Annotated in this window: 10 protein-coding genes; all 10 read right to left on the bottom strand. The window is 70.3% G+C overall.

Going from position 1 to position 14,852, the window contains the following annotated elements; all coding sequences use genetic code 11:
* Positions 1–5,874, bottom strand: a complete 5,874-nt coding sequence (locus OE229_RS12605; protein ID WP_262138288.1) for an Ig-like domain-containing protein — start codon at positions 5,872–5,874, stop codon at positions 1–3.
* On the bottom strand, positions 5,871–7,283 hold the full coding sequence (locus tag OE229_RS12610; RefSeq protein WP_262138291.1) for a serine/threonine-protein kinase: 1,413 nt from the start codon (positions 7,281–7,283) through the stop codon (positions 5,871–5,873). The genes OE229_RS12605 and OE229_RS12610 overlap by 4 nt, the downstream gene beginning before the upstream one ends.
* Positions 7,284–7,413: 130 nt before the next feature.
* Entirely contained in the window at positions 7,414–8,235 is an 822-nt protein-coding gene (locus OE229_RS12615) for a PP2C family protein-serine/threonine phosphatase (RefSeq protein ID WP_017885739.1), read from the bottom strand.
* A gap of 3 nt (positions 8,236–8,238) precedes the next feature.
* Entirely contained in the window at positions 8,239–9,054 is an 816-nt protein-coding gene (locus OE229_RS12620) for an FHA domain-containing protein (protein ID WP_262138292.1), read from the bottom strand.
* Between the two features lie 28 nt (positions 9,055–9,082).
* The gene (locus tag OE229_RS12625) at positions 9,083–9,640 is read right to left on the bottom strand and encodes a hypothetical protein (RefSeq protein WP_182065790.1); all 558 of its coding nucleotides are present in this window, start codon (positions 9,638–9,640) and stop codon (positions 9,083–9,085) included.
* Between the two features lie 109 nt (positions 9,641–9,749).
* On the bottom strand, positions 9,750–10,520 hold the full coding sequence (locus OE229_RS12630) for a YaaA family protein (protein ID WP_315973851.1): 771 nt from the start codon (positions 10,518–10,520) through the stop codon (positions 9,750–9,752).
* Complete coding sequence (locus OE229_RS12635; protein WP_027465776.1) at positions 10,517–10,780, bottom strand: F0F1 ATP synthase subunit epsilon; 264 nt, start codon at positions 10,778–10,780, stop codon at positions 10,517–10,519. Before OE229_RS12635 ends, OE229_RS12630 begins: the two co-directional genes overlap by 4 nt.
* Position 10,781: 1 nt before the next feature.
* Complete coding sequence (gene atpD, locus OE229_RS12640; protein WP_017885744.1) at positions 10,782–12,236, bottom strand: F0F1 ATP synthase subunit beta; 1,455 nt, start codon at positions 12,234–12,236, stop codon at positions 10,782–10,784.
* A gap of 47 nt (positions 12,237–12,283) precedes the next feature.
* On the bottom strand, positions 12,284–13,186 hold the full coding sequence (locus OE229_RS12645; RefSeq protein WP_027465777.1) for a F0F1 ATP synthase subunit gamma: 903 nt from the start codon (positions 13,184–13,186) through the stop codon (positions 12,284–12,286).
* A complete protein-coding gene (atpA, locus tag OE229_RS12650) occupies positions 13,187–14,815 on the bottom strand; it encodes a F0F1 ATP synthase subunit alpha (RefSeq protein WP_110859011.1) in 1,629 nt (542 codons plus the stop codon). It lies immediately after the preceding gene.
* Between the last annotated feature and the right edge of the window lie 37 nt (positions 14,816–14,852).

Raw genomic sequence — 14,852 nt, forward strand, 5'->3', positions numbered from 1 at the left:
TCAGCCGCCGGGAGCGGGTTCCGGGGCGGGCTGCTCGGGAGCTGGCTGCTCCGGTTCCGGTGCCGCATCGATCGACGCGCTCGGCGGGTTCGGGTCCTCGTGGCCGTCGACGATCGCCGCGACGTACACGTAGCGCGAGAGCGGTGCGTCCTCGACCGTCGGCAGGGCGTCCGGCGCGTAGACCGTGCCCTCTCCGCAGAGCTGGTAGTACCGAGAGGCGCAGAAGACGACGCGGTAGCCGGTCGGCTGGAGCCCGGCGTTCTGCGGCGGAGCAGTCACCGTCAGTTGCGTCCCCGCCGTCACGGAATCCGGCAGCGTAGCGCGGGTCTGCACCGGGCGCAGCCCGCCCACCGTGGAGCCGTCCCCGCAGAAGTTGGACGTGCCGTCCGCACAGGCCACCACGGTCACGCTCACCGTCGCGCCGAACGCGGCACCGGTGACCCAGGCGCCGTTCCCGCCGAAGGACACGAGGCCGCCGCCGTTGACCGAGTAGGCGTAGTGGTCGATCGATCCGTTGGGGCTCGGCTGGGCTCGTGGGTTCCGGATGCGGATCGCGAACGTGCCGTCGTCCTCGCTGAACCGCTCGACGCCGATGTCGGCCGACGCCGTCCCCGGAGCGGAGAACCCCTGCACGGACGCCGCACGGCTCGGCGTGCAGAACAGACCGTTGTCGGCGAGCGCGACGTACTGGAAGTTGCCGTTCGAGTTCAGCGTGTCGTTGGCGCTGCCGCCGTCCCAACGCTTGTCCGAGCCGGTGGTCGAGCAACCGTTCGGGATGTTCGCCGCGGGCGGGTACCGCACGATCGTGAGCGTTCGGCCACCCCCGGCCCAGTCGCTCTCGGCCGCACTGAGCGACACGTTCGTCCGCCCGGGCGACACGTCGCGCGACGCGTTCAGCGTCGGGACGCCCGGTGTCCCGACGGCGCTGCCGGTGGCGGACGCGGAGTTCCACTGCACGACGGTGCCGTTGCGGTCGGCAGCGTTGCGAGCGGACACGGTGACCTTGTACTGGGCTGCACCCTGGGCGCCGGTGAACGAGGTGCTGGTGGCGGTGCCGGTGTGCCGCGTCGTCGACAGGCCGGGGCCCTCGATCGTGACGATGTAGTCGTCGACCGCGCTGCCGTTGTTGGGCGCGGACACCTTGCCCCACTTGACGTCGAGCTGGTTCGGCGTCGCCTTGCTGGGCGTGACCGTGATGCCCTTCGGCGGTGCCGGCACGAAGTCCGCACTCATCGGACCCGAGCGGGCCGAGGGCTTCGAGTCACCGATCGCGTTGGTCGCGACGACCTGGAACCGGTACGACGCCTTCGGATCGAGTCCGGTGATCGTGCACACCGTCGCGGTCCCGCAGTTCTTCGAGACGCCGTTGGTCCCGACGACGCGGTAGCCCGTGATCGGCGAGTTGTTCCCCTGCGGTGTCGACCAGGTGAGCGTGACCTGACCGCCGTCGTAGGAGCCGGTGCGGGTGGGCGCTCCAGGAGCGTCCGGGACGTCCTGCACCGAGATGGTGACGTCGCCCCAGACGTACCGGTCGGGGTCGTTCGTCGCGTCCGCCACCTGGTACTGCAGGTGGGCGTCGCCGGGCTTCGCGGCGTCCGCGACCGAGACCTGCAAGCGCGTGCGGTCACCGCTCGGCGTCACGGTGACGCCGCTCGGCAGCCCGCCGGACAGACCCCGGATGTTCACGACGCGCAGCCGCTCTCCCGGGAACGGGTTGGTCGGCCGGTCGTTCGTGAGCACGTCGATGGTTGTGGTCGCTCCACGCTTGGTCACCGAGCGGTCGGCGCCTGGCTGGACCACGGGACGGGTGGAGGCGACGACGCCCACCGTGACGGTGCCGGCGCGACCGCTGTTGGCGTCGTCCGCGACACCGATCCCGATCGACGCGGTGGTGTTCTTCCTCGCGGTGTCGGCGACCGCGATCGTGAGCTGCTGCTTCGCGATCGACGCGGTCGTGCCGGCAGCGGGCCGGCCGACGATCGAGTACCGGAGTTCCGGCAGGTCCCGCGGGTACGGGTAGTCGGTCAGCTTCGTCAGGTCGATCTTGCGCGTCTCCCCCGGCTGCATCTCGAGCGAGGACCCCGTGAACGCCGGCGGCTGGTTCGACCGGGGCGTGACCGTGATCGGGAGCACGAGCGTGGCGACGCGGCCCTTGCCGCCGTTCGCGGACGACCCGTCGGTGACCTCGAACGAGATCGACGCCTTGCCGTAGTAGAGCTTCGCTGACGTGAACTGCAGCGTCGACGAGTCCACCACCAGGCTCTGCCCGTTGGCGTGGGTGGCCTTGACCGTGCCGCGGTCGGTGATCTTCGCGGTCTCGCCGTTCGCCGTCACGACGAAGTCCTGCAGCGGGATGCGGACGGTCGCCTCGCTCTTCACCGTGACCGCACCGGCGCTGCGGTTGATCTGGGGCAGGGCGTCGTCGAAGCCCGGCACGTTGATGAAGCCGTAGGAGACGATGTCCGGGTGATCGGTCCGGGCGACCGAGAACGGGATCACCTGCGAGTCGTCGGTCAACCGGACGGTGATGCGGCCGTCGTCGGTCGGCGTCGCCGTGTCACCGTAACCGGGGACGACCCCGACCCGGAGGTCGGCAGCGGTGCCCTCGGCGAAGAAGACGTTGTCGAGCACGTCGACCGTCACGCTCTGCCGGTGCAGGATGTCCTGCAGGTCGAGGGTCGTGTCGTCGACCTCGGGCCGGAGCGGCTGGGCGTCGGGGTCGACGGTCACCGTGAGGAAGGCCGTGCTCGATCCCCCGCTGCTGTTCGCGACCGTGTAGAGCACCGCGAAGTCACCGCTCGTCGCCGACTTCGGGGGCGTGACGCGGATCTGCTGCTTCTGGAGGACCTTCGCGGTGACGTCCTCGGCGGTCGGCTCGGCCTGCGATACGGTCAGCTGCCCACCTTCTGGGTCGGAGTCGTTCTGCAGGACGCGCACCGTCACCGACCCGCCGGGGCGGATCGTGACGTGGTCGGCCTCGGCCACCGGGTTCGAGGCCTGTTCGGCACGGGGTGCGATGCCGACCCGCACGGTGCCGGTGGCGCGGGCACCGAGGGCGTCGACGACGGTGTAGGTGAACTCGTCGGTGCCGGCCGAGTAGTCGCCCGCCTCGTAGGTGAGGGCGTCCGAGGCCACGTCGGTGACCGATCCCTTGTCGGGGTTGGACCCCACGCCGACCAGCTGGACGGAGTCGCCGTCCGGGTCGATCCCGTTCAGCGGCACGCTGACCCGCACCGACGACCCGGCGACGACGCGCGCGGTGACGGTCTGCGGGACCGGCGGGTTGTTCGTGGCGGCGTCGCGCTCGCGCACCGAGATCGACACCGCGGCGTCGGCGTACTGGCCGTCCGGCCCGGCGACGCGGTAGACGGCGGTGTGGTTGCCCGGCGTCTTCGGGGCGAGGTAGCGCAGGTGGTCGCCGGAGGCGAACAGCAGGCCGCCGTCGCCCGGCACGTTCTGCACCAGCTCGGGCTGGAGCGTCAACGGCTCGCCCTCGGGCTGGGTGTCGTTGCCGAGCACGTCGATGTTCGCGACGTCTCCGACGCGCACGGTGGCGGTGTCCGGCTGGGCGACCGGGGGCTGGATGCGGTCGGGCTTCGGGATCTCGACGACGGTGATCGTGCCCGGGGACGACGCCAGGCCGTTCGTCTCCGTGTACCCGAACGACACCGGACCGTCGAGCGGCGCCGTGAGCGTGACGCGGACCGTGTGCTGGTCGAGGATGCTCGCCTGCACACCGCTGCCCCGTGCGGGCCCGTCCAGCGCCGTCACGAGCAGCACACCACCCGCCGGGTCGATGTCGGTCGCGGTGACGTCCGTGTCCTTCGTGGACAGCGTGTTGACGAACACCGTCTTCGGCGTGGTGATCGGCGCCGTCGAGGCGTCCGGCGGCGCGAGGACGGTCACCCGGACGATGCCGCTCGAGGTCTTCACGCCGTCCGTCACCGTGTACTCGAGCTGGTGGTCGCCCGCCCGCTCCCCCTGCACCCGGAAGGTCCCTGCGTCGTAGCTCGGGGTGACCGTGAGCCCGGACGCCGACGACACGCTCGTCAGCGTCACGGTGCCGTTGCCACCGCGCACGTGGTCGAGCGGCTCGACCGTGAAGGCCTTGCCGGCGTAGCCGGACACGGGGAACGGATCGGCGCGCAGCGGGACGGTGCCCTGCTTGGCGACCCGTACCGTCACGGCTCCCCGTCCGTCGGCGCGTCCGTCGCTCACGACCAGCTGCACCGACCGCTCACCGGTGCGGCCGCTGTCGTTCCGGAAGTCGAGCAGGCCGTCCGGCGTGGTGGACACCCGGTCGCCGTCCGACGCGGTCGCCGACTCCAGGTACACCGGATCGCCGTCCGGGTCGACCCAGTCGCCGAGGACGTTCGAGACGACGTGCCCGTTCTGGACGACGTCGGCCGAAGTGTCGCGGACCTGTCGCGGGGCCTCGTTCTCGCTGTCGGGGCGCACGCTGATCCGGACGGTCGCGGTGTCCGATCCCCCGTTGCCGTCGGTGATCGTGTACGGGAACGTCACGGTCCCGGTGGCGCGCGACGACAGCGTGACCTGCAGACGTTGACCGTCGCCGACGATCGCGACGCGACCGGCGGACTTCGAGATGGTGCCGACCTCACTCACGATGATCGGGTCACCGTTCGGGTCGTAGTCGTTGAGCAGGACCGGGAGGCTCGTGGTGCGTCCCGGACGAGCGCCCAGTTCGTCGTCCACCGCAACCGGCGGCTTCTGGTCCTTGTCGACCTCGGGGTCGTCGTCGGAGACCTGCTCCTGCTGCTGGTCGTCGTCCTGCTTGATCAGGTCGGCCCAGTTGTCGATGAGCTGACCGCTCCGGTCGATGGCCCAGGAACGGCCGCTCGTCGGGTCGTTGGCGACGACGGTGGCGCCGTTGTGCAGGATCTGCAGTTCGCTCGTGCCGCCGGTGCTCGCCAGCCGCTGCAACGCGCTGCCGTCACACGTGTCGATCGCCTGTCCGCCTGCCCAGGCCGCGTACGTGCAGGAGCCGTCGACGTAGGGCCGCGCGGCTCGTCCGGACACCTGGAGTGCGGTGGCGTCCACGGTGCCGGAGGCGCTGACGCGGACCAGGCCCGCCGTGCCCGCGACCGTGACCTGGGCGGTGCTGTCGGAGGACCGTTGGAGGGCCGGCGACGACCCGACCCGGTCGCCGAGCTCGACCGTGCGGCCGTCGACCGACAGGGCACCGCTCGTGCGGTCGAGCACGGCAAGGTGCCGGTCGAACGTGGCGACCTGGAAGTCGTCGCCCCGGTCCATGTCGACCTTCCACCGTTCGGCGACGGTGAGGGTCGCGCCGACGTCGACCAACGACGCCGTCCCGGTCTTCGCGGAGTAGACCGCGACGTGGCCGTCGGAGGCGTCGAAGACGGTGTCGGCGCCCAGGGTCAGGTCTGCCTTGGCCGACGCGTCGAACTCGGCGAGGTCGCTCGCGGGGGTCGCCCAGAGCTCGCCTGTGTCCGCGTTGCCGATGACCGCGGTGTCGCCCGCGAAGAAGACCTGCGGCGTCCCCGCCGGCAGCGTGATCGCGTCACCCACGGTGGCGTCGGCGACGTCGACCCGGGCGACCGTGCCCTTGGTCTCGTCGACGCTGTAGACGGTGGAGCCGCGCTGGAGCACGGACAGGTCGTCGCTGGCCGTCTCGACCGCGGTGTTCAACTGCAGGATGCCGGTGTTCGCCCGGCCGACCGCGCCGTACTCGGCCGACGGCACCCACACGGTGCCGTCGCCGAGGTCGACACGTTGTGTGTGGTACCCGGTGGAGACGATGGCGGTGGTCGCGACGACGGCGGCGACGAGCACCGAGGCACCGGTGGTCACGGCGGCGGAGCGGTGCTTGGCGAGGAGTGCCCGGATCACCCGGCGCTCCCGATCGTCGCGCACTTCTGCGCGCTCGCCGCGCCCGTCTTGCCGTCACGGTTCACGGCGACGGCGATGCACTCCTCGTCACCCCGCTCGCCGGAGACGACGAACGTCGTGCCGGTCTGCTGACTCGAGGACCCGTCGGACGAGATGACGTACGTGTCGCCGCTGCGCAGCCCCGGGTCGGTCCAGCTGAAGGACACGGACTGCGGCGACGGCTCGGCACGGACCTCGTCCACGACCGGGATGGCCCCGGCGCCGAGCCGACCGACGACCACGACCGTGGCGATCGCGAGGGCGGCGACCACGACGACGGCGAGGGACGTCGCCCACACCAGGGTCGAACGGGTCCGGCGCCGGGCACGGGTCACGGACCCCGTGCGGTGCACGGTGCCGACGCTGTGCGAACCGCCGGCCACGACCCCGCCCTGCACCGCGCGGCGGGTGCGACGACGCCCGCCGACCCGGGTGGGTGGCTGCAGCTCACGGATCACGGTGCGGTCACCGTGCGGGGTCGGCGTCGAGATCGCCCAGGCCTCGACAGCAACGTCGGCGGACGTCTGCGGGATGCCGAGCTCGGCCTCGACCTGCTGGAACCCACGCACGAGTTCGATCACCGTCGCGGGACGTCCCTGCGGCTTCCGGGACAGCGCCGTCGCGAGCAGGCGCTCGAGCGAGGGCGGCACGTCGGTGCGACCGGTGGGCTTCACGCCGCCCTTGTCGATCCGGTGCATCAGGTCGTTCGCACCGTTCTTGCCGCCGCGGACCTCGAACGGGCTGCGCCCGGCGAGGAGCGAGTACACGGTCGCCGCGAGCGAGTACACCTCCGACTGGATGGTGCCGCGCGACTCGTCGATCAGGACCTCGGGCGCGGACCACGGGATCGACATGCCGATCGGCTCGTCCGGGTCGGTGCCCCCGATCGTCGCGGCGATGCCGAAGTCGGAGAGCACGGGGTTGCCGTAGGCCGTCAGCAGGATGTTCGACGGCTTGATGTCGCGGTGCAGCACGCCCTCACGGTGTGCGGTCTCGAGCGCCGAACCAATGCGGATGCCGATCGACAGCACCTCGGACACGGGGATCGGTTCGCGACGGTAGCGCTCGCTGAGGGACGAGGAGCAGAGCTCCATGACCAGGTAGGGACGTCCGTCAGCGGCGACGCTTGCCTGGAAGACGGTGAGGATCGACGGGTGCGTGCTGAGCCGGGCCATCAGGTTGGCCTCGGCCTGGAACATCTGGCGGACGCGGTCGTCGACGACCTCGTCCAGCAGCACCTTCACCGCGACCTGTCGTCGGGGCATGTCCTGCTCGTACAGGAAGACGTCGGCGAAGCCACCGGACCCGAGGACGTGCACGGGACTGAAACCGCCGATCACGGGCGGGTGGGACGGCAGGCGTCTCGCCATCGTCCTCTCCTCCCCCGGCCGAGCGGCCAGCTCTCTCGACGTGGCCATGTCATTGTACGAAGCGTGGGTGACCGACATTCCGCACGCCGATCCCCCACAGCTCGACGTGTTCCCCCAGTTCGGGGGCCAGCTAGTGCCGCGGCAGCGTGTCCTCGAGGTCGCCGTCGTCCGGCGCGGCATCGACCTGCAGCACCACGACGGTGACGTTGTCACGGCCGCCTGCCACGACGGCGTCGCCGACCAGGCGCTCCGCAAGGTCCTGCGCGCCCGGCTCACGTGCCGCGATGCGTGCGATGCCTGCGTCGCCGAGTTCCTTGGTCAGCCCGTCGGAGCAGACGATGTAGCGGTCACCGGCCCGCAGGGGCAGGGTCCACCAGTCCGGCGCCGGCGGTTCGCCGAAGCCGACCGCTCGCGTGATGACGTTGCTGTCCGGGTGCTGTTCGGCGTCCTCGGCACGCAGCAGGCCGGCGTCCACCATCTCCTGCACCACCGAGTGGTCGACGGTGACGCGGCGGAGCACGCCGTCCTCGATGCGGTAGGTGCGGGAGTCGCCGACGTTGAACACGAGCGCCGCGGGCTGCCCGAGCGACGCCACGAGTGCGATACCGGTGACCGTGGTGCCCGCGCCGATGGCGTTGCCACCGGCCGCACGCTCGATGTCGGCGGTCGCGAGGAGCAGTGCACGCTGGATGCCCTGGCGCGTGGTGAACGGCTCGGCCGTCACCTGTTCGAGCCGACGCACGACCGCGTCGCTGGCGCGGTCGCCGGCGAGGTGCCCGCCCATGCCGTCGGCGACGACGAAGAACGGCGCGCCCACGATGTAGCTGTCCTCGTTGTGGTCACGCCGTCGACCGACGTCGGTCGCGGCTCCCCACGAGAGCGTCAGGGTGGCGCCGTCGGCACCGGGGACGTCGATGGCGTGCGCAGTGGCTGCTCGGCCGAGTTCGGTCACGTGTCAGGATCGCTCTCTGGTGGGTCGGGGCGTGCCGTGTGCTGTCTGATCGGAGGGCCACGGGGGAACCGGAGGCAGCCCCTCTGCCGTCGGTGCGACCCGGAGGTACGGCGAGAGGACCTCGATGGCGTTGCCGTCACCGATCTCGACTACCGTACCCGTCAGCGCGACGATCGACGCACCCGATGCCATGCGGTACGCGGGCGCGCCGGCCGGGCGGACGACGGTGCCGTTCGTGGACCGGAGGTCCTGCACGACGACGGCTTCGCCCTCGGCGTGCATCCGGACGTGGGACGACGACACCTGGCCGTACGCCGACCGCACGGTCACGAGTTCGGGCTGCGGGCCACGGGTGACCCGCGGCAGCGACGGCCGTCTGCCGATGACCACGGGGTGGTCGAGCCGGAAGGTGCGGTCGCCGATGCGGATCGAGGGCACGCGTGCCGTGGGGGCGGCGGGTACCGCCGGGACGGACGGGAGGCCCGGTGCAGCACCCACGAACGGGCTCGCTCCGGCGCCGGGTCGCGCCGGCACCCGGACGACGGTGTCCTCCGGATCGACGTCGACCACGGCTGGCGGTGGCTGACCGGGTGCCCCGGGCGCGGGCCGGATGACCGTGTCACCGAGGACCCCGTCGTCGGACCCGGGGTCTGGATCGGGGTCGGAGTCGGGACCGGGGACGACGGGAGCTGCGCCGCGGATGACGGTGTCGTCGATGGCGTCCGCCGTCCGGTCGCCCAGCGATCGTCGGGGTCGCCGGATGACGGTGTCCTCGATGTCGTCGTCGCGCAACCGGAGCCCTCCCAGCGTGGTCCCCACCACCGTAGACGATCCGGTCGACCCCACGTCATCGACGCTCCCACGACGGCCCGCTGCCCGCGACGACCGAGCGCAGGACGAGGCCGGCGAGCGGGTCGTCCGCGCGGGTCTCGAGAGCGTACCGCGCACGCGTCTCCGCCCGGGCCCACGACCCGAGCGCCCACGCGCACCAGGCACCGAGCGACAGGGCACCGGCAGCGCCCGACGATCCGTCGAACGGGCCGTCCTGCGCCCGCCACACCCGCCACGCTTCGGCGCACCGGTCGCCGGCAACCCGCACGCGGGCCCGATCGGGAGCCGGGCCGAAACCATGGAGCGCGGGCGGAGTCGGATCCGCGAAGGGGTCGAACACCCGGATCGAACGGGGATCCGGCGTGCCCTGCGCCGCGATGAACGGCACCAGGGCCATCCGGGGCGCGAGTGCGCCGCACGCCGTCACCACGGCCGTCGCAGCGGCCGTCGACAGGACGGCGCGGCCGGGCGCGACCAGCGCGGCCGCTGCAGCGGGGAGGGTGACCGCCGCGGCGATCTCGCGAGGGAAACGGACTGCGGAGCCGGGACCGGACTGTGCCGTGAGAGGGATCATGCACGCCATCGAAACGTGCCGCGGGCCTCCAGGCAGGGGCGCCCCGACCATCTGTGGACCGGAGCGACCCCGCTCACGCCTGTGGAGGACGGGCCGACCCAGCACCCGCTCAGGCCGCGACCGGCTCCAGGCTCTCAGCGACCAGGTCCCAGCTGCCCTCGTTGCGCTCGACGACCACGCCGTTCGCGGCCGCCCAACTCACCAGGTCGTCCATGCTGCCGATGCGCGCGCCGGTGCGGGCGAGCAGCGCCACCAGGCGGCCCTTCGCGGTCTTGTTCCAGTGGTTCAGTGCACGACGACGGCCGGAGCCGTCGACGCTCACCACCCGTGGTGCCACCGCCCCGGACACGGGCCCGAGCTGCCGGTACCCCTCGGACCGCAGGTCGAGCACCAGGCCGTCCGCACGGGTCAGCAGGGAGCGGGTCGACACCGCGGGCCAGTGCGCTGCCAACCGGATCGACCCGAGCCGGGAGTCGTGCGAGAGCCGGTACGCCGGGATCGGGTCACCGGCACCGATCGGCCCGAACATCGCGGACTGCACGATCACGTGCTCCGCCCACCACGCACGGGTCGCCACATCCGCGTCCTGCGCGCCCAACGGGTCGTACAGGACCCCGGTGTACCGCTCGATCGCGGGCATGATGCCCGAGGTGTCGAGCTCCAGGTTCCGGAGCCGCTCGGCGATCGACTTCGGACCGAGTTTGAGCGCCGTCCTGGCCGAGGACTCCTCGGAACTGACGAAGCGGGCCGCGGTCATCACCGCGGCCCGCTCATCGGCCAGTTCCGGGAACGAGAGCGCACGCAGATCGAGCGTGCGGCTCGTGTCCCCGCCCTCCCGCTTCGTCTCCGAAGGCGGGAGCAGGACGGTCAGTCCGGTCAGGACGCCAGCGCGGCCTGCCGCGCGACGATCGTCACCGTGTCGTGCTCGACCGACAGGAAGCCGTCCTCGGCGTCGACCGCGACGGTCGACCCATCGGCCCGCGTGATGCGGACCTGACCCTGCGCCAGGATCGCGAGCATCGGCTCGTGTCCGGCGAGGATGCCGATCTGGCCCTCTGTCGTCCGTGCGACGACCATGGTGGTGTCGCCCGACCAGACCTCACGGTCGGCCGAGACGACGCTCACGCTGAGACCCGCCATGTCAGCGGTTCTCCTTCTGGATCTGAGCCCACTTCTCTTCCACGTCGTTGATGCCACCGACGTTGAAGAACGCCTGGGTCGCAACGTGGTCGAACTCGCCGTCGGCGATGGCACGGAAGGACTCGATGGTGTCCTTGAGCGGCACCGTGGATCCCTCGACACCCGTGAACTTCTTCGCCATGTAGGTGTTCTGCGAGAGGAACTGCTGGATACGACGAGCGCGCTCGACCGTGATCTTGTCCTCTTCGGAGAGCTCGTCGACACCGAGGATGGCGATGATCTCCTGCAGTTCCTTGTTCTTCTGGAGGATCTGCTTGACGCGCGTGGCCGTCTCGTAGTGGTCGGCACCCAGGTACCGCGGGTCCATGATGCGCGACGTCGACGCCAGCGGGTCGATCGCGGGGTACAGACCCTGCGAAGCGATCTCACGGGAGAGCTCGGTCGTCGCGTCGAGGTGCGCGAACGTGGTGGCCGGAGCCGGGTCGGTGTAGTCGTCAGCCGGCACGTAGATCGCCTGCAGCGAGGTGATCGAGTGACCGCGCGTCGAGGTGATGCGCTCCTGGAGCACACCCATCTCGTCGGCGAGGTTGGGCTGGTAACCCACGGCGGACGGCATGCGGCCGAGCAGCGTCGAGACCTCGGAGCCGGCCTGCGTGAAGCGGAAGATGTTGTCGATGAAGAGGAGCACGTCCTGCTTCTGGACATCGCGGAAGTACTCCGCCATCGTCAGCGCCGACAGGGCCACGCGCAGACGCGTTCCCGGCGGCTCGTCCATCTGGCCGAACACGAGGGCCGTCTTGTCGAAGACACCCGCCTCTTCCATCTCACCGATGAGGTCGTTGCCCTCACGGGTGCGCTCACCGACACCGGCGAACACCGACACACCGCCGTGGTCCTGCGCAACGCGCTGGATCATCTCCTGGATGAGGACGGTCTTGCCGACGCCCGCACCACCGAAGAGGCCGATCTTGCCACCCTGCACGTACGGGGTGAGGAGGTCGATGGACTTGATGCCGGTCTCGAACATCGAGGTCTTGGACTCGAGCTGGTCGAAGGCCGGAGCCTTGCGGTGGATCGGCCAGCGCTCGGTGATCTCGAGCTTCTCGTCCGTGTTGAGCACGTTCCCGAGGACGTCGAAGACCTTGCCCTTGGTGACGTCGCCGACGGGGACCGAGATCGGAGCGCCCGAGTCACGGACCTCCTGACCACGGACCAGGCCGTCGGTCGGCTTCAGGGAGATGGCACGGACGAGGTCGTCGCCGAGGTGCTGCGCGACCTCGAGGCCGATCTCCTGCGACGAGTCACCGATGGTGATGGTCGTGAACAGGAGGTTGTACATCTCCGGGATTGCGTCGTGGGGGAACTCGATGTCGACGACGGGGCCCGTGACACGGGCGATCCGGCCGACACCGGGCGCCGACGACGTCTCGACCGCGGTGGTTGCGGTGTCGGTCATGGCTGGTGCCTTCCTGAGGGTGGGTATCTGTCCGCGAACGACGCGGACTACTTCTTCTTCGACGAGAGGGCGTCGGCGCCGCCGACGATCTCGGAGATCTGCTGGGTGATCTCCGCCTGACGCGCGTTGTTCGCGAGTCGGGTGAAGTCACGGATCAGCGAGTCGGCGTTGTCGCTGGCCGCCTTCATCGCCTTCTGACGCGCGGCGTGCTCGGAAGCAGCCGACTGCAGCATGGCGTTGAAGATGCGGCTCTCGATGTAGACCGGGAGCAGCGAGTCGAGCACCGCGTCGGCGTCCGGCTCGAACTCGTAGAGCGGCAGAGGCTCGTTGCCCTCGGGCTCGTCGATGCCCTCGACGACCTCGAGGGGCAGCAGGCGAACGACCTGCGGCTCCTGGGTCGCCAGGCTGATGAACCGGTTGAACACGATGTGGATCTCGTCCACGCCGCCGTCAGCGGTGTCCTGGAGGAACTTCGCCACGACGGCGTCGCCGATCTCCTTGGCCGTCGAGAACTCCGGCTGGTCGGTGTTGCCGACCCACTGCTGCTCGGACGGACGCTCACGGAACGCGAAGTACCCGACGGACTTGCGGCCGACCAGGTAGTAGACGACGTCCTTGCCCTCGCTGCGGAGCAGGGAGGCGAGCTCCTCGCCCTGCTTGAGGACGTTCGTGCTGAACGCGCCGTTCAGGCCGCGGTCCGAGGTGAAGAGCACGACGGCTGCACGGGTCGACGACTCCGGCTCGGTGGTCAGCACGTGGTCGACGTTCGAGAACGTCGCCACGGCCGACACCGCACGCGTGACGGCCCGCGAGTACGGACCGGACGCAGCCATGCGGGCCTGCGCCTTCTGGATCCGCGACGCCGAGATCAGCTCCATGGCGCGGGTGACCTTCTTCGTGGTCTTCGCCGACTTGATCCGCTGGCGGTAGACCCGGACCTGCGCTGCCATCTAGCGACGACCCTTGACGATCTGCTCCTGGTCGACGTCCTCGGCGTCAGCCGCGTCGAACTGCTCGGAGCCGAGGGTCTTGCCGTCGCTCGTCTGGAAGCTCTTCGTGAACTCGTCGATCTGCTTGTCCATCTCGGCGACGGTCTCGTCGCTGAGCTGGTTCGTCTCGCGCAGGGTCGTGAGGACGTCGGAGTTGCGACGCAGGTGGTCGAGCAGTTCGGACTCGAAGCGGAGCACGTCCGGCACCGGGACGGTGTCGAGCTTGCCGTTCGTGCCGGCCCAGATCGAGACGACCTGCTCCTCGACCGGGTACGGCGAGTACTGCGGCTGCTTGAGGAGCTCGGTCAGACGTGCACCGCGCTCCAGCTGACGACGCGACGCCTGGTCGAGGTCGGACGCGAACATCGCGAACGCCTCGAGCGAGCGGTACTGCGCCAGCTCGAGCTTCAACGTGCCGGAGACCTTCTTGATCGACTTCACCTGGGCGTCACCACCGACGCGGGACACCGAGATGCCCACGTCGACGGCCGGACGCTGGTTCGCGTTGAAGAGGTCCGACTGCAGGAAGATCTGACCGTCGGTGATGGAGATGACGTTGGTCGGGATGTACGCCGAGACGTCGTTCGCCTTGGTCTCGATGATCGGGAGGCCCGTCATCGAACCGGCGCCGAGCTCGTCGGACAGCTTCGCGCAACGCTCCAGCAGACGGGAGTGCAGGTAGAAGACGTCACCCGGGTAGGCCTCGCGGCCCGGCGGACGACGCAGGAGGAGCGACACCGCACGGTAGGCCTCGGCCTGCTTGGACAGGTCATCGAAGATGATGAGGACGTGCTTGCCCTGGTACATCCAGTGCTGGCCGATGGCCGAACCGGTGTACGGGGCCAGGTACTTGAAGCCGGCCGGGTCAGAGGCCGGGGCGGCGACGATGGTGGTGTACTCCATCGCACCGGCGTCCTCGAGCGCACCCTTGACCGAGGCGATCGTGGAGCCCTTCTGACCGATGGCGACGTAGATGCAGCGGACCTGCTTCTCCTCGTCGCCGGACTCCCAGTTGGCCTTCTGGTTGATGATCGTGTCGATCGCGATGGCCGTCTTGCCGGTCTGGCGGTCGCCGATGATCAGCTGACGCTGACCACGGCCGACGGGGATCATCGCGTCGATGGCCTTGATGCCGGTCTGCAGCGGCTGGTGGACCGACTTGCGGGCCATGACGCCGGGGGCCTGGAGCTCGAGGGCACGACGACCCTCTGCGGCGATCTCGCCGAGACCGTCGATCGGGGCGCCGAGCGGGTCGACGACGCGACCGAGGAAGGCGTCGCCGACGGGGGCGGAGAGGACCTCACCCGTGCGGGTGACCTCCATGCCCTCCTCGATGCCGCCGAACTCGCCGAGCACGATGGCGCCGATCTCGTCTTCGTCGAGGTTCTGCGCGAGGCCGAGCGTGCCGTCCTGGAAGCGGATGAGCTCGTTCGCCATGACGCCGGGGAGACCCTCGACGTGGGCGATGCCGTCACCGGCGTCGGTGACGTGCCCGACCTCGGCCGTGGAGGCCTTCGTCGGCTCGTAGTTCGAGACGAAGTCCTTCAGGGCATCACGGATCTCATCGGGGCTGATGGTGATGTCTGCCATGGGATTTTCCTTGTGGTTTTCCGGGGCCCTTCGGCTC

The sequence above is a fragment of the Curtobacterium poinsettiae genome (genome assembly GCF_025677645.1).
In the GTDB taxonomy this organism is placed as follows: domain Bacteria; phylum Actinomycetota; class Actinomycetes; order Actinomycetales; family Microbacteriaceae; genus Curtobacterium; species Curtobacterium poinsettiae_A.